Annotated in this window: 13 protein-coding genes; 8 read left to right on the top strand and 5 right to left on the bottom strand. The window is 39.8% G+C overall.

Annotation, left to right across the window (positions count from 1 at the left end; all coding sequences use genetic code 11):
- Positions 1-302: 302 nt before the first annotated feature.
- The 4 genes from HEQ36_RS09780 (at position 303) to HEQ36_RS09765 (ending at position 4,078) form a co-directional block, all read left to right on the top strand.
- Complete coding sequence (locus HEQ36_RS09780) at positions 303-1,259, top strand: ribonuclease Z (RefSeq protein WP_168635627.1); 957 nt, start codon at positions 303-305, stop codon at positions 1,257-1,259.
- A gap of 45 nt (positions 1,260-1,304) precedes the next feature.
- Positions 1,305-1,781 (top strand): thioredoxin-dependent thiol peroxidase, encoded by a 477-nt coding sequence (gene bcp, locus HEQ36_RS09775; RefSeq protein ID WP_168635626.1) that lies wholly within the window; start codon positions 1,305-1,307, stop codon positions 1,779-1,781.
- 363 nt (positions 1,782-2,144) lie between these two features.
- Positions 2,145-2,771 (top strand): type I restriction endonuclease, encoded by a 627-nt coding sequence (locus HEQ36_RS09770; protein ID WP_168635625.1) that lies wholly within the window; start codon positions 2,145-2,147, stop codon positions 2,769-2,771.
- Between the two features lie 134 nt (positions 2,772-2,905).
- On the top strand, positions 2,906-4,078 hold the full coding sequence (locus HEQ36_RS09765) for an IscS subfamily cysteine desulfurase (RefSeq protein WP_168635624.1): 1,173 nt from the start codon (positions 2,906-2,908) through the stop codon (positions 4,076-4,078).
- Positions 4,079-4,304: 226 nt separating this feature from the next.
- Here HEQ36_RS09765 and HEQ36_RS09760 read toward each other — a convergent pair whose 3' ends face one another.
- From HEQ36_RS09760 to HEQ36_RS09745, 4 genes are all read right to left on the bottom strand, one after another.
- Entirely contained in the window at positions 4,305-5,456 is a 1,152-nt protein-coding gene (locus tag HEQ36_RS09760; protein ID WP_053539464.1) for an alanine--glyoxylate aminotransferase family protein, read from the bottom strand.
- Between the two features lie 624 nt (positions 5,457-6,080).
- The gene (locus HEQ36_RS09755; protein ID WP_053539466.1) at positions 6,081-6,920 is read right to left on the bottom strand and encodes a DNA-formamidopyrimidine glycosylase; all 840 of its coding nucleotides are present in this window, start codon (positions 6,918-6,920) and stop codon (positions 6,081-6,083) included.
- A gap of 117 nt (positions 6,921-7,037) precedes the next feature.
- Positions 7,038-7,253, bottom strand: coding sequence for a photosystem I reaction center subunit IV (locus HEQ36_RS09750; RefSeq protein WP_168635623.1), 216 nt, complete (start codon positions 7,251-7,253; stop codon positions 7,038-7,040).
- Between the two features lie 213 nt (positions 7,254-7,466).
- A complete protein-coding gene (locus tag HEQ36_RS09745; RefSeq protein ID WP_027400976.1) occupies positions 7,467-8,051 on the bottom strand; it encodes a PAP/fibrillin family protein in 585 nt (194 codons plus the stop codon).
- A gap of 246 nt (positions 8,052-8,297) precedes the next feature.
- Here HEQ36_RS09745 and HEQ36_RS09740 point away from each other — a divergent pair, with 246 nt between their 5' ends.
- Together HEQ36_RS09740 and mraY are read left to right on the top strand one after the other, a co-directional pair.
- Positions 8,298-8,537 (top strand): DUF3134 domain-containing protein, encoded by a 240-nt coding sequence (locus HEQ36_RS09740; RefSeq protein WP_027400977.1) that lies wholly within the window; start codon positions 8,298-8,300, stop codon positions 8,535-8,537.
- Between the two features lie 196 nt (positions 8,538-8,733).
- Positions 8,734-9,834: a phospho-N-acetylmuramoyl-pentapeptide-transferase gene (gene mraY / locus HEQ36_RS09735; RefSeq protein ID WP_290602704.1), complete on the top strand. Its 1,101-nt coding sequence runs from the start codon at positions 8,734-8,736 to the stop codon at positions 9,832-9,834.
- 310 nt (positions 9,835-10,144) lie between these two features.
- Here the strand turns inward: mraY and HEQ36_RS09730 are convergent, their stop codons facing one another.
- Positions 10,145-11,764 carry a serine/threonine-protein kinase gene (locus HEQ36_RS09730; RefSeq protein WP_233455572.1) on the bottom strand — a complete coding sequence of 540 codons (1,620 nt, stop codon included), beginning with the start codon at positions 11,762-11,764 and terminating at the stop codon, positions 10,145-10,147.
- Positions 11,765-12,063: 299 nt separating this feature from the next.
- Between HEQ36_RS09730 and HEQ36_RS09725 the strand changes: the two genes are divergently transcribed.
- Positions 12,064-12,606 carry a COP23 domain-containing protein gene (locus HEQ36_RS09725; RefSeq protein ID WP_168636970.1) on the top strand — a complete coding sequence of 181 codons (543 nt, stop codon included), beginning with the start codon at positions 12,064-12,066 and terminating at the stop codon, positions 12,604-12,606.
- Between the two features lie 261 nt (positions 12,607-12,867).
- The gene (locus HEQ36_RS09720) at positions 12,868-16,116 is read left to right on the top strand and encodes a serine protease (RefSeq protein WP_290707516.1); all 3,249 of its coding nucleotides are present in this window, start codon (positions 12,868-12,870) and stop codon (positions 16,114-16,116) included.
- Positions 16,117-16,944 lie beyond the last annotated feature (828 nt).

Raw genomic sequence — 16,944 nt, 5'->3', positions numbered from 1 at the left:
AGGAAAATTAGAAAATCTTGATGTTTCGCTTTTTCTTTAATAGCTGACTGTGCAAATAAGTAGGTTAACAGAAAAAATTAAAGGTATGTGAAGAAAAGTAAAATCGCCCAAAACTTCTCCCCCCTTGCCTGTTCCCATACTCCTGAATGGGCGCAGGCCCTGCGCCCCTACCTGCCTGATAGCGCAGCGTGGCGTTAGCCATACTCCTGTCCTCACAGACAACTTATTCAGCAAACCCTACTTACTGTGTCAAAATAGAGAATCAAGGATCATATTGAGCAAAAGGAAAGCTAAAAAACACCGTGCAGATTACATTCTTAGGGACGAGTTCAGGTGTACCAACAAGATCACGCAACGTTTCTAGCGTAGCGCTGAGATTGCCACAACGGGCAGAACTGTGGTTATTTGACTGTGGGGAAGGAACTCAACATCAAATTTTGCGGAGTGACTTAAAAGTTAGCCAACTATCCCGAATTTTTGTCACCCATATGCACGGTGATCATATTTTCGGCTTAATGGGATTGCTGGCTAGTTGCGGTTTAGCAGGTAATGTAGACAAAATTGATATTTATGGTCCATCGGGATTAAACGAATACTTACAAGCCGCTTCTCGTTACTCCCACACCCATTTTTCCTACCCCATTAAAGTGCATACCGTTCAGCCGGGGGTAATTTATGAAAATGATGAATTTACAGTTAGCTGTGGTCTTTTACATCACCGTATTCCTGCTTTTGGCTACAGAGTCACGGAAAAAGATAGAACCGGACGTTTTGATATAGAAAAAGCCAAAGCCTTAGAAATTCCTTCAGGTCCAATTTATGGACAACTCAAGCGCGGTGAAACAGTCACCCTGGCAGACGGAAGAGTAATCAATGGTGGTGAATTATGTGGTCCAACAGAAATTGGGCGAAAAATTGCCTATTGTACAGATACTGTTTATTGTAATGGTGCAGTGCAATTAGCAGATGATGCAGATGTGTTAATTCATGAAGCCACGTTTGCTCATCAAGATTCAGAAATGGCTTTTCAAAGGCTACATTCTACAACTACAATGGCAGCCCAAACGGCACACATTGCAGGAGTTCGTAAACTGATTATGACACATTTCAGCCCTCGTTACGCTCCAGGGAATACTATTGAATTAAAAGATTTACTTAAAGAAGCAAAAGCAATTTTTCCTAAAACAATTATGGCTCATGATTTTATGGTTTATGATGTTCCTCGCAGACGGGAAATTGAATCAAATGTGAGTGCATGATTTTGCTATAATTACCACTTATCCCTAATTTATCGTCCTCTAACTATGAGCAACATTCCCCAAATTGGCCAACCTGCACCGGATTTTTCTACCCCTGACCAAAACAATCACCTAGTGAATCTCGCTGATATAAATCAGTGGCTAGTCCTCTATTTTTATCCTAAAGATAATACACCTGGTTGCACTACAGAAGCTCAAGATTTTACAGAATTATCCTCAGAATTTACAACAGCAGGCGCAAAAATCATCGGTGTTAGTCCAGATTCTGCAACCTCCCATTGTAAATTTATAGATAAACATAATTTATCAATTACCCTATTAACTGATTCTGAACATCAATTAATAGAAGCCTATGGTGCATGGCGTTTAAAGAAGTTTATGGGTAAAGAATATATGGGGGTTGCCCGTTCAACTTTCTTGATTTCACCTGATAAAATCATTGCCTACATTTGGCCTAATGTCAAAACAAAAGGTCATGCTGAATCTGTACTCAAGAAAATCCAGGAATTAGCTGCTAATTAAACTTTTATAAGAGCATCCGGTAAGCGTAAATCTCAGTGTCTTTAGACCTGAGATATAAGGGACACGAGGGATTTTAATCCCTGTGGTATGTTACAATTAAATTGTGAGTAAGAACAAAAAAACATCTATGTGTTGAAGCATTTTAGTACGGAGAAATCCCGGCTCATAAGACACAACGGTTAGGTTCAAGTCCTAACGGCAGTATTCATCTCGTTCCCAGTCTCTGACTGGGAATGAATTCTAGAAGGCTCTGCCTTCAATAATATTAGAGGCAGAGCCTCATCAATTGCATTCCTAGTCAGAGACTAGGAACGAGATATTCCCACCTTATACAATAGGAATATCAATTCCATTATTTGTATTATGGTTCAATTCATCCAAGCGCAAAATATAGGCATTGCCTATTTAGAGGCAAGATTTGATCTAGAACAAACCGACAATGAAGGATTCTTCACTGAATGGTTAGAAAATTTGCCAGAAATCTCTGATTTAGAAAAGCAATATTTAGACAGAGTAAAATTGCATTTTCTCCGATTGGTTAAACATCCTCCTTTATCGGAAGAAACAGTAAAGTTAGTAGTTTTATCTCCCTTACTCAGTTTAGCTGGATTTTATGATGAACCTTTCTTGATTAGAAGTGAATCATCAATAGAAATTGCCGTCGAAGATGCGGAAGAAGTTATTAGGGGCAGAATTGATGTTTTAGTTATCCAGCAACAATTATGGTTATTGGTAATAGAGTCGAAAAAACCTGCTTTTTCCCTGTTAGAAGCCATACCTCAAGCACTTACTTATATGCTGGCTAATCCTCAACCTACAAAACCCGTGTTTGGATTAGTAATGAATGGCAGTGATTTTATTTTTCTTAAACTTTCTCAAATCAATCAACCTCAATATGCTTTGTCTGATCAATTTACACTTTTGAAGCGAGAAAACGAACTTTATCAAGTTTTCCGAATCTTAAAAAAACTAGGTCAAATTTTGAATTAAGTAGGTGAACACAATAAAACCAAACTGTGTAAAGAAACGTAAAATCGCCCAAACCCTCTTCACTCTTGCCTCTTGCCTTTTGCCTTGCCATAACGACAATTTTCAACGCCAACCTACTTAATCGTCAATTAATTATGTCCAGTCGTCCTATCTACCTCGATTGTCATGCTACTACCCCCGTTGATGAAAGGGTAATGGCTGCTATGATTCCCTATTTTACAGAAAAGTTTGGTAATGCGGCTAGTATTAGTCATGTTTATGGTTGGGAATCTGAAGCTGCTGTTAAACAAACACGGGAAATTTTAGCAGACGCAATTAATGCGACACCCGAAGAAATTGTTTTTACCAGCGGTGCAACGGAAGCAAATAATCTAGCTATTAAAGGTATTGCTGAAGCTTATTTCCCAAAAGGTCAACACATTGTAACTATTAATACGGAACATAAAGCAGTTTTAGATCCTTGCGAATATTTAAAAAGTCTTGGTTTTGATATTACAATTTTGCCAGTAAGAAAAGATGGATTAATTGACTTAAATCAGTTAGAAAAAGCCTTGCGTGATGATACAATTTTAGTATCTGTGATGGCTGCAAATAATGAAATTGGGGTTTTACAACCAATAGCCGAAATTGGGGCAATGTGCCATCAACGGCAAATTATTTTTCACACAGACGCAGCCCAAGCTATTGGTAAAATCCCTTTAGATGTGGAAGCGATGAATATTGATTTAATGTCTCTTACAGCCCATAAAGTCTATGGACCGAAGGGAATTGGGGCTTTATATGTTCGCAGACGTAATCCCAGAGTGAAACTTGCTTCCCAACAACATGGGGGAGGACATGAAAGAGGAATGCGTTCTGGGACATTATATACACCGCAAATTGTCGGTTTTGGTAAAGCTGTAGAAATTGCCATAACCGAACAAGAAACAGAAAATCAACGGTTAACAGTATTAAGAGAAAGATTGTGGCAACAGTTATCTATTGTAGAGGGAATTTATATAAATGGAGATCCTCAAAAACGATTAGCAGGAAATTTAAATATTAGTGTGGAAGGTGTAGATGGTGCGGCACTTTCTTTAGGGTTACAATCAGTCGTGGCTGTGTCTTCTGGTTCTGCTTGTTCTTCTAATAATATTGCCCCTTCCTATGTGTTGAAAGCGTTGGGACATTCAGATAAATTAGCTTATGCTTCGGTGCGATTTGGGATTGGGCGATTTAATACAGTTGAGGAAATTGATCAAGTTGCCCAACAGGTAATTTCTACTGTGCAAGGTTTAAGAAGCGCGTCAGTAATGAGGGTTTGCTGAAAAGGTTTGGGCAAACCCCCTGTGGTTACCTACAGCGATTTCCAATCATATAAGGTACATCTTAGCCCCCTCATCGCACCCCCCTAAATCCCCCCGCAGCGGGGGGAAGAAAAGGATAAGCTTTTGATACTGGAGGGGGTTGGGGGTGGGGTTCTTGTTCCGGGTTTGATGACAATTTGCTGTAAATCGAATGGGGCAAGCACGGGGGCATTGCCCCTATGGAAAACTAATTATTAGAGATCATTGTTCCTAGTGCAGCTATCAACTTATCTACACTTTCAGGACGGCTATTAAAACCCATTAAACCTACACGCCAAACTTTACCGGCAAGTTCACCTAAACCGCCGCCAATCTCAATATTATGCTCAATTAATAACTGCCTAGCAACTGATTTACCATTTACTCCTTCGGGAATACAAACAGTGGTTAAAGTTGGTAATCTGTATTCTTTTTCAACGTGCATTTTTAAACCCATGTCTTCCAATCCTTCCCACAGATATTCGACATTTTTTTGGTGACGTTGCCAACAACTGGCTAACCCTTCTTCTGCTACTAAACGTAGAGCTTCCCGTAATCCATAGTATAGGTTAATTGGTGCAGTGTGGTGATATGTGCGATCGCTCCCCCAATATTTCCCCAACAATGTCATATCTAAATACCAGTTTGCCACCTTAGATTGACGCTTCTGTAGCTTCTCCATTGCCCGCCCACTCATGGTAAACGGTGACGCACCTGGAGAACAACCCAGCCCTTTTTGACTACAGCTATAAGCCAAATCAACGCCCCATTCATCCAAAAATATGGGAACACCACCTAAACTGGTAACAGTATCTACTAACAACAATGTGCCATGTTGACGACACAACTCACCCACACCATCCAAAGGTTGACGTGCGCCGGTGGAAGTTTCGGCATGAACTAAAGCCAAAATTGCCGGTTTATGGGTAGCAACTGCGGCACTGATTTCCTCTAAATTGAAAACTTGTCCCCAGGGTTTAGTAATAGTTCGCACATCTGCCCCATATCTACCCGCCATATCTACCAAGCGATTACCAAAATAACCAGCTACCCCAATTAATACGACATCACCCGGTTCTACAGAATTAGCTAACGTGGCTTCCATAGCGGCTGTACCCGTGCCACTGACAGCAATAGTATGGGGGTTTTCTGTTTGCCATGCGTAACGCAACAGAGATTGAATCTCATCCATGAGGTTTAAAAAAGCCGGATCTAAATGCCCTACAGGTGTGGTATTCATCGCCTGTAATATGGCTGGATGGACGTTAGAAGGACCTGGACCCAATAGGAGACGGTGGGGAATATTCAGGGGTTCAAGTCCTAACCGCTGACTGTCGTTAATGGAAATGGTAGATGTCATAAACTTAATTTATCTGAGATTAAATGGGAATCAATCGCATGATATAGCGGTATGTAGTCAATGTATATGCCGAAGTGCGACTAATTAATCAAACATCATATTTTTTTCCGCACCATTCAAATATAGCGGCATCTAAGTAGGGCTTGCTGAATAAGTTGTCTGTGAGGGCTAGAAGTATGACTAACCCCACGCTACGCCTGATGCCTCCGGCTCCCGCAGGCATACGGCACACTACGTGAACGCTATCAGGAGGTAGGGGCGCAGGGCCTGCGCCCATTCAGGAGTATGGCTAACGCCACGCTATGCTATCAGCAAACCCTAAGTAGGTGAACACCAAAAAATAAATTACCCAATTTTGTGGGATGGGCATACTATGGCTAACGCCACGCTACGCTATCGACAAGCTCAGCACAAGTCCTGCCCGTCCTTGATGATTAGCAGGCAATTCGTCCCGCACCACAAGAAATTTTTGGGTATTTTTTTAATTGGAAGTCCCTAAGTAGGTGAACACAATAAAACCAAACTGTGTAAAGAAACGTAAAATCACTCAAAACTCTCTTCCTGTTCCCTGTTCCCTGTTCCCTGTTCCCTGCCCTCACAGACAACTTTTTCAGCAAACCCTACTTAACTTTGACATTGAGAACAGAAATGACTAGAACGCCCACCTAACTTAATTCGCCCGATCACATTACCACAAACCTTACAAGGTTCTCCAGTGCGGTTATAAACCCAGGCTTCACCGCCATAATTACCGTTAACACCTTTAACACTCAAGAAATTACTAAAAGTCGTTCCACCTACCGCAATACTCGCTGATAAAACTTGAATAATTGCCGTTCGTAAAAGTTCAATTTGGGGAAGTTGTAATTCTGTACAGAGAGTAGTTGGTAAAATCCCACTTTTAAATAAAGCTTCATCTGCATAAATATTACCTAATCCTGCCACCATTGACTGATCTAATAATCCAGTTTTAATAGGACGACGGGATTTTTTTAATTTATCGGCAAAATACGCCACAGTGAACTCTGGGGAAAAGGGGTCAACTGCCAATTTTGCCAAACCTGTAATAATACTTTCTACAGCTACATCACCAGGAACATACCACATTTGCCCGAAGGTGCGCTGGTCAACAAAGCGTAATTCTTGCTTTTCCCCAAAAAATAACCTGACTCTGGTGTGTTTGTGTAAAGGTTGATCTTGGGTTAACCAAAGTAACTGACCGGTCATGCGGAGGTGAACTCCTAAATAACTGGGAGAAGATGAGGAAAGTTCAGCTAAGAGATATTTACCACGACGATGCCAGGTAGCAATAGTATTCCCTTTAACTTTATCAATAAATTCATCAACAGAAAACGGGTAGGCAATGGTACGTTGTAGCAACACATCCCCTCCCGTCACTTCTTGACTCAGGGTTAATTGATTCAAACCCCGGCGGACTGTTTCAACTTCAGGCAGTTCAGGCATTCAAGCAAATAATATTTTTAGGGGAAGGTATGGTCAAACAGAGGAAATTGATCAAGCTGTTGACGTTGATATCTCCTCCTATTATTCCATTAAACAATCCCCTTGATGCTTGACTATTTATTTGGCTGCGGCTTTGGGTTTAGGTGCTTCCACCTCAATTAATTCATCTACAGCAAAGTTGTTGGTGTTGAGATCAGAGTAGTTAACTTTGTCAAAGCGAACAATTACAGGGTATTTGATGGCGCTTTTGTCAACAGAAACCACTGTACCAAGATCCTGAAACCAGTAGGACTCAGGGCGGAGAACACGTACTTTAGAACCACGTTGAACCATGATGGATCTTCCCTTTTGAAGTATGAATTGCCGTTAAAGTAGGGCTGATTGTTTTCACTCTACAACCTCAAGGTATTTGCTTGTGGTTTTGTTAAGTTATTTGTCAAATTGCTGGGTTCTCATGGGTAATGAGTTGTTAATCTTCTCTTTGACTTCTTGACAAACTACCCATAATAGGGTAAGTTCATTCCCAAACACTCCTGGCAAAATGTTCTATGTCTTACTTAATACAAAAACACTACCTTCGTTCCCCCTACCTATACGGAGATCATTATCTATATAAGTAATATCTAGCCAACCTTGTTGTTGTTCACTTTGAATGGGAAAATCAAAAGCGGTAAATTTTTTGCCTAATTCAATTTGTTGGATGAAGTTTCCCGGTGTTGTATAGCCAATTAGGCTTTGTAAACCAATTATAGAACGCTGGAATTTTACTTGCACACGCTGTTGGGATACTGGTTCAAATTTAGCAGCAACGCTAACTACTCCTGCGAACAAAGGAATGCCATAAATCTCAGCTATGTTATAAACACTGTTGCTTTCTACCCGAATACATTGGTAAATTTGACCAAGTTTACAAAAGGGTAAACGATCTATGTTTAATAAGGCTTTGCTTGTGGTGTATAGTAGTCGCCAGTCACCTTCTAGTAAATTACTAGCTGCTAATGGTCGTGGCGTGGGATTAAAGTCTTCTAGGTTGGCGATCGCTGCTAAAATAGCTTGTTGTTGTGGCTGACTTGCTAATAAACCGCGATTAGTGCCAACAATTAGATCAATAAGAGTTGATTTGCCTATCATTACCCAATGCCTCAAGAGAGTTTACATGATGAAATAGCATTAATAAAATATTAATGTCCTTTGTCTATAACCAGACAATTCATGAATAATGCCTTTTTGACTACCGTTCGGTAATTAAATGAAAATTTTCTTTGATTCGGATTCAGCAGTTAAAGACCTGTATGAAGGAATAAATTAACTCGTATCAAGTCAGTATGATAGACTCTTAGTGTCTAGTTATATAAACCCTCGTGTGTGATTGTTAATATGTTAGATTCTCCCCTCCGTGAAGCCCCCCGAAACCAGCGAGCATCAGTTATTCCCTTAAAACAAGAGTCCTCTATGTTGGACTGGTTGCGGCTGAGTGGCAGATTGATAGCCCGTGATATCCATGACACCGACTCGCGGGAAGATGTAGAAGTAATATCCGATTTTCTGGGCGCAGACGACGGAATTGGTGATATTGATTATGATGATGACGATGATACACCTGTTGATGATGACTAGCACCGCAGGGCGGAAGTCAAAAGTCAAAAATCAAAAGTCAAAAGTAATATTAAGCAAGCTTTTTGGCGATTGAGAATGGTTAGTTTATTGAGGCGGTGCTGTACTAGTTCCCAAAATACTGCGAACTATCAGCTAAAAACAGTCTCTATGGTTTTATTTAGGTTTTTTAAAGTGTGGAGTGAAGGGAATTTTTTTTGTGGACGCTAAATTATCTCCTAACCAAAGTTTGAATTTTTCGGGAATTGGCTTGGCTTCCTTGCTGGCCTTGGTACTGAGTGCAACAGCCTTGATTTTCGATAGCATGGGGCATAGAACCCCTTGGTATCCTATTTCCCTCACCCTACCTTTTTTATTGACTGCTGTGGGTGTGACAATTCTGGGACAGTGGGTGATTCCTCTGTTACAAAGGCTGAAAACGGGGCAGATTATCCGGGAAGATGGACCCCAGGCACATCTCAAAAAGGCAGGAACACCAACTATGGGAGGTATATTTTTTATCCCTGTAGCGGTGATAATTGCTTGTATATTGGCGGATTTTTCTGAAAATGTCCTGGCGGTTTCGGCTTTAACTCTCAGCTACGGTTTCATTGGTTGGATAGACGACTGGCAAATTTTACGTCGGAAGTCTAACAAGGGAATTTCTCCGAAGATGAAGTTAGCTTTGCAAGTTATCTTTGGGGCTGTATTTTGCGCCTGGTTGATGTTTAAAGGTGACTTTAGTATAACTAATATCCATTTACCTTGGGTGGGTTTATCCTTACCTTTGGGACTGTTGTTCTGGCCTGTAGCCGGATTTGTCCTGGTTGCAGAGAGCAATGCTACTAATTTAACAGATGGGATTGATGGTTTAGCAGCGGGAACAGTGGCGATCGCTATTTTCGCATTAGGTGTGATTATTGCGCCAACTTCTCCCGACTTGATGGTTTTCTGTGCTGCTGTCAGCGGTAGCTGCTTGGGCTTTTTAGCCTACAATCGCAACCCGGCTAGTGTTTTCATGGGTGACACCGGTTCTTTAGCCCTGGGTGGCGCTTTAGCTGCGGTTGCACTGTTAACTAATACCTTAGTAGTCTTGTTTATCTTGAGTGGGATTTTCTTTGTCGAAACTCTCTCTGTGATGGCACAAGTTGGTTATTATAAAGCGACAAAAGGACCAGATGGCAAAGGTAAGCGATTATTTAAAATGGCACCTTTACATCATCATTTAGAATTAACTGGTTGGTCAGAATTGCAAGTAGTGGCTGTGTTTTATATTATCGCCGCTTTTCTAGCTTCCGTTTGTATTATGTCCATAAAATAATCAGTTTTGTTTTAATCATCAGATTTTTCACAAATAAAAATTCACAACCTCCAAATTTGGGGGTTGTTTTTGTTTTGAGATTGGGGGTCCTGTCCAGAACGTAAATTACCCCAATTCCCAATACTCAAATTGTCATTTACATCCTTGAATTTGGAGTTTAAGTAAGAGGTTATTTGAAAACTTTTTCCTGTGGGATCTGATCCCCCTAAATCCCCCTTGAAAAGGGGGACTTTGAGGAATTTAGCCCCCCTTTGTAAGGGGGGTTGGGGGGATCTCGATTAATTCTGATACTTTTCAAACATCCTCTTAATTACCAGATTGGATTTGTGGATTTTTCAGATGTGGATTTTTCCAGTCTAAAGGATTTAATTATGGTGTCTTCCACAGTTTTCGCAAACTCTGGATAGGATTTATCTTCAGCGCGATAGGTGAGAATATAGGCTTTTTTACCATTAACAATCCATACTTGCATTTCTTGGAAATTTACCTTGTGGATATTATCTCTGCTTTCATAAACTACTTGATAACCTTGTGTTTCACCAAGTTGTATTTGTCCAGATTTGATAATTTTCGCATTTTGTCCTAATGCTTCAATTTGTCGGATAGAAAACTTAGTATAATCTTCCAAAGACTCCGACTGGAATAACTCATCTATAGTGATAAAAAATTCTGGAGTTAGAGAAGATGAAATCGTATTTTTCGGGATAATTCGCGTTAATTTATCTATTGCTGGTGTTTCTTGCCAATTTTTAGGATATTTAAATTTAACCCCAGCTTTTGCATATTCTACTACTTTAATTGGTGGTTGCAAATAACTATTAATACCCATCACACCAATAGTTATTAAAGTTATTAAAAAAGCCGATTTTATGAGTAAAAATTTTAAATTGTGAGATGGTTTATTGATGGGCTTTGTATTATTATTATTATTATTGACTGAATGATCTGGTTGTGTGGTTATTTGAGATTCATTTACAGCCGTCATAACTTCTGCTGCTGATTGAAACCGGTGTCTAGGGTTAATCTTGAGCATTTTATCTAAAATATTAGCTAGAGAAGGGCTAATAATTATACTAGCTTGTTGTCGCCAATTTCGGTAATTATTGTCAAGGTAATCAACAGGAGTTGTACCTGTGAGTAACTCCAGACAAGTAACAGCTAAACTATATAAATCACTAGACGGATAAATTTCTCCTATTCTTCCTTCTTCAGGTCTTTGTTCAGGAGAAGCGTATACTTTTGTAAAAATAGGTACAGATTTTTTTATATTTGTTTCACCAGAAACAACTTGTTTCACCGCTCCAAAATCAATTAAAAATAGTTTTTGTGTTGCTGTTTCTCTAACAATATTACTGGGTTTAATATCTCGATGGATAGAATTTTGGTCATGAATAAATTGTAAAATCGGTAAAATTTGCTTTAAAAAATCTAAAATATCTGTTTCGGAAAAACGAACTTTTCTTCTGAGTTCCTGAGACAGATCTTCACCTTGGATATATTGTTGTACTGAATATTTAAACTCAAGTTCTTCTTGTTGACCAAAAGCGGGAGCGGTCAGGGAAAAATAATCATATAATGTGGGAATATTCCCGTTATTGTCACCTAAAAATTCTAAAACCTGAGCTTCTCGATCAAAAGCTGCTTTGATTGCTTCAACAATTTTGTCAGCAATTTCCGGGTTGTCATTAATATTCAATCGTTTGATTACACATTGACGCTGATTCACAGAATCTAAATCAATAGCTTGAAAAGTAGCACCAAATCCTCCTTTTCCCAGAGGTTTAATAGTTTGATAATGTCCCTTTCTCCCCTTTAATATTAGGGGCATTCCACAAGCTTGACAGAATATTTCCGAGGTAGTATTAGAATCTGGAGAGTCGGGAAAACGGTTTTCGGGACTAGGGCAGTGCGGTCTGGTACAATAGTACATGATAGATAAAATAGTACATGATATAGTTACAGTGTTAATCCATCAAATCGGATTGTATCATAAAATTAACTTCTAAGTAAACAGCTGAATATTTTCAAAAAATTAGTATACAATCAGTTATGTGTGTATCAAGTAGCCTTGCTGAATTGAGACATGAAAATCAAAAATTCCATGTCTCAAACTCCGCGCCTCTGCGCCTCTGGGTGAGGAAAATTCATATTTTCACTCACCAACACCTATAAAGTTTAAAAAAAGTAGCACCATAATCACCAAAATTCAGTAATCAAAGGTCAAGCATTATGCAACTACCAGCATTAACTAGTGTCTTAGCATTCACCGCATTAACAGTTACCCTGAGTGTTAACCCCGGTTTGAGTCAAGAGATTCCCAAGCAAGAAGTTAGTTTTGCTTGTCGTTCAATTTCTTACCAAGGCAATACGGAAAGAGTTCCCACTACCATGGCCTTCGTTCCCGACAAAAAACCTAACCCTTATGTACCCATAATTGCTTGGAAATCTGACTCTTTTCCCAGTAGCGAATGGACTCCTAAAAGACGCTGTGAACAAGTAAGTAAAAAATTCCAGCAATTTTACCAACAAGGCCGATTAGATTATTTAACTACCGGTAAGTTGAATGGGTTGGGAGTTATCTGTGCGGCTAAACCTGGTGAATGCAATAAAAACAATATTTTATTTAGCGTCAGACCAGGTGTAAATCCCACTACAGTTCTAGCTGAACTTGAGGATATCAGAGAAGGTAGAACTTCAGACCTGACTTGGCAAAATTCAGGTGAAAATACTTACTTAAATCTGGGTGAATATCTCAAAAAAATCTCTAAATAACAAAATACCCCACCCTAACCCTCCCCTTGTAAAGGCTACGGTGTACACACATCTCTAGACAGGATGCTAAACGTGATCCGATCCCCCTAAATCCCCCTTAAAAAGGGGGACTTTGAAGAATTTAGCCCCCCTTTTTAAGGGGGGTTGGGGGGATCTAAACGTTGTGGGGCAACTATAGAAGACTTGTGTGTACACCGTAGCTTGTAAAGGGGGGATTAAGGGGGGTAAATCACTACTAATAAAAACACTATTTAACTAATCATGAAACGTCAAATCGCCATTATCTCCTGCTTACTGCTGCTACCTTATCCAGTGTCAGCTATAGAAACCCAAATTAAGACGACAAAACTACTTACACAGACCTCGCAAAGGTGCAAATTACAACCAGCAGACCCAGAAAACGGTATTTATTCAGACCCACAATTACAAACCATTGCTAAACAAATTACAGTCAGAGTCAGAGACAAAGAAAGAGGCGCTTCCGGGACAATTTTCGCTAGAAAAGGTAACTCTTATTTAGTAGTGACTAATTCCCACGTCGTCAGAAGAATTAATAACATCAATATTATTACAGCCGATGGTCAAAAATATGCAGCTAAGATTTTACCTAATACTAATTTTGATAAATTCGATTTAGCTATAGTAGAATTTACATCTAATCAAAAATATTGTTTACCATCAGAAATTGCTGACAGAATCGCCTCTTTTGATATTAACTTAGAAACACCAGTTATGTCCGCAGGCTATGCTGTATCTGAGGATAAATTAGTATTAACAACAGGAAAAATACAACAAATCATTTCTCAACCCAGTTTAAAAGATGGTTATGAAATTGGCTATACCAGCGATATTCAACCGGGAATGAGTGGCGGTGCAATTATTAGTAATACAGGAAATTTAATAGGAATTAATGGGATTAGTTCCTATCCTTTGTCCAATACTGCTTATGTTTATACCAACGGAAAACGCCCCACAAATATAGAAATTCAAGAATTTAGAAAACTCAGTTGGGGAATACCTATTAAAACGGTTTTAGCTCAGGTAAGACCAGAAACTCTCACCGCTTATAATTTACCTATACCAGATATTAAACAGCAAATAGCAGAAACACCATTAATAGGATGGTTAGGAGAATTAGAAGCAAAAGCTAAACAAATTACCGTCAGAATTGATAGCAGTAGTGGTAATAATGGTTCAGGGGTAATTATCGCTAAGGAAGGAGATATTTACACCGTTTTAACTGCGGCTCATGTAGTTTGTAAACCACCAGATGAACCGGGAAAATGTAAGCCAAATACTTATAAAATCCTCACAGTAGATGGTAAACAATATCCCGTAGAACCAAGCACGATTAAATTAGAAGAAGGGGTAGATTTAGCAGTAGTTAAATTCACCAGTCGGGAAAATTATCAAGTTGCGACTTTAGCCAATTATCCCATAAAAGATGATGAATATATGTTCACGGCGGGTTATCCCAGATTAGGAGAAAAATCACCTTGGCGGTTCACATTGGGACAAATTTATAGTCGGGAAAGAGGATTATTAGCTACTACCCAATCAGATTTTAACAATAACAGTTTGGGTACAGCCCAAAGTGCAGCTTCTTTAACAGGAGGATATGAATTAGTTTATAGTAGTATCACCTTTGGCGGTATGAGTGGGGGACCTGTTTTAGATTCCCAAGGGCGAGTCATTGGTATTCATGGCAGAACAGAGGGAGAAGCTGCTATTGATAATAATAGTAGTAGTAAAGAAACTATCCAATTAGGTAATAGTTTGGGTATTCCGGTGAGTACATTTTTGGCATTAGCTACCCGACTGAATACTCAAGCCCAAAAGATAGAAACCACCCCAACACCAGAACTAAATCAACAAAAAGTTAAGTCTATTCAAACAGCGATTTTATCAGTAGATGTTTCCCAAGGCAATACTACCGCCAGTGCATGGTTAGAAAGGGGAAATCAACTGTGGCGCTTACGTCGTTATCCAGAAGCAATACAGGCTTTTGAAGCAGCAATTAAGCAAAAACCAAAGTTTATTCACCTGGCTTATTATGGTAAGGGTTTGGCGTTATATTGGAGTGGAGAATATCCAGAGGCTGCATTACAGCAAGCGGTGCAATCTCAACCTGATTTTGTTCCTGCTTGGAATAATTTAAGTGTAGTCTATAGAGAATCAAACCAACTGGATAAAGCCTTAGCAGCCATAGATAAAGCCATTCAACTCCAGCCCAATAATCCTAATTTGTATAATGAGAAGCTCGCAGTTTTAAGAGATTTAAAAAGATATAGAGAAGCAGCAGCAGCGATAAATAAAGCCATTGAACTCAGTCCCCGTGCAGTATTTTACAACAACCGGGGAATTGTCCGTAATGATTTAGGAGATAAGCCAGGAGCAATAGATGATTACAACCAAGCTATCAAGATTAATCCTAACGATGCCCTAGCCTACTACAACCGGGGAGTTGTCCGTAAGAAATTAGAAGATAAGCAAGGAGCAATAGATGATTACACCCAAGCTATCAAGATTAATCCTAACTTTACCGAAGTCTACAACAACCGGGGAGTTGTCCGTTATGATTTAGGAGATAAGCAAGGAGCAATAGAAGATTACAACCAAGCTATCAAGTTTAATCCTAACTTTACCGAAGCCTACTACAACCGGGGAGTTGTCCGTTATGATTTAGGAGATAAGCAAGGAGCAATAGAAGATTACAACCAAGCTATCAAGTTTAATCCTAACTTTACCGAAGCCTACAACAACCGGGGAGTTGTCCGTGATGATTTAGGAGATAAGCCAGGAGCAATAGAAGATTTCAACCAAGCTATCAAGATTAATCCTAACGATGCCCAAGCCTACAACAACCGGGGAGGTGTCCGTAATGAATTAGGAGATAAGCCAGGAGCAATAGATGATTTCAACCAAGCTATCAAGATTAATCCTAACGATGCCAATGCCTACAAAAACCGGGGAATTGTCCGTGATGATTTAGGAGATAAGCCAGGAGCAATAGATGATTTCAACCAAGCTATCAAGATTAATCCTAACGATGCCAATGCCTACAAAAACCGGGGAATTGTCCGTGATGATTTAGGAGATAAGCAAGGAGCAATAGAAGATTTCAACCAAGCTATCAAGATTAATCCTAACGATGCCAATGCCTACAAAAACCGGGGAATTGTCCGTGATGATTTAGGAGATAAGCAAGGAGCAATAGAAGATTTCAACCAAGCTATCAAGATTAATCCTAACCTTGCCCAAGCCTACTACAACCGGGGAAATGTCCGTGATGATTTAGGAGATAAGCAAGGTGCAATAGATGATTACAACCAAGCTATCAAGATTAATCCTAACTATGCCCAAGCCTACGCCCTTCGGGCATATGTTTATTATCAACTTGGTGACAAACAAAAAGCCAGAGAAGACCTGCAACGAGCAGCGCAATTGTTCAAGGCTCAAGGGAATACTGCTGCTTATGAAAAAGCTATGGCTTTATTAAAAGGGTTGTAGGGAGTTTCTTTGGTGATGTTAATTGTGATTTTGTCAGAATCAGGATGTCCAGGATTTAAGGATTAACAGGATGTGATTGTGAGATTTTCCCTCGTTCCCTGGTTCTGCTGGGGAATGCTCACGGGAGGCTCTGGATGATAACAATCATATTTTGTCAGAATCAGGATGTCCAGGATTTAAGGATTAACAGGATGTGATTGTGAGATTTTCCCTCGTTCCCTGGCTCTGCTGGGGAATGCTCACGGGAGGCTCTGGATGACAACAATAATATTTTGTCAGAATCAGGATGTCCAGGATTTAAGGATTAACAGGATGTGATTGTGAGATTTTCCCTCGTTCCCTGGCTCTGCTGGGGAATGCTCACGGGAGGCTCTGGATGACAACAATAATATTTTGTCAGAATCAGGATGTCCAGGATTTAAGGATTAACAGGATGTGATTGTGAGATTTTCCCTCGTTCCCTGGCTCTGCTGGGGAATGCTCACGGGAGGCTCTGGATGACAACAATAATATTTTGTCAGAATCAGGATGTCCAGGATTTAAGGATTAACAGGATGTGATTGTGAGATTTTCCCTCGTTCCCTGGTTCTGCTGGGGAATGCTCACGGGAGGCTCTGGATGACAACAATAATATTTTGTCAGAATCAGGATGTCCAGGATTTAAGGATTAACAGGATGTGATTGTGAGATTTTCCCTCGTTCCCTGGTTCTGCTGGGGAATGCTCACGGGAGGCTCTGGATGACAACAATAATATTTTGTCAGAATCAGGATGTCCAGGATTTAAGGATTAACAGGATGTGATTGTGAGATTTTCCCTCGTTCCCTGG

The sequence above is a fragment of the Anabaena sp. 54 genome, from assembly GCF_017355725.1.
Lineage (GTDB): Bacteria > Cyanobacteriota > Cyanobacteriia > Cyanobacteriales > Nostocaceae > Dolichospermum > Dolichospermum heterosporum.
This window is presented reverse-complemented; position numbering and strand designations above follow the sequence as displayed.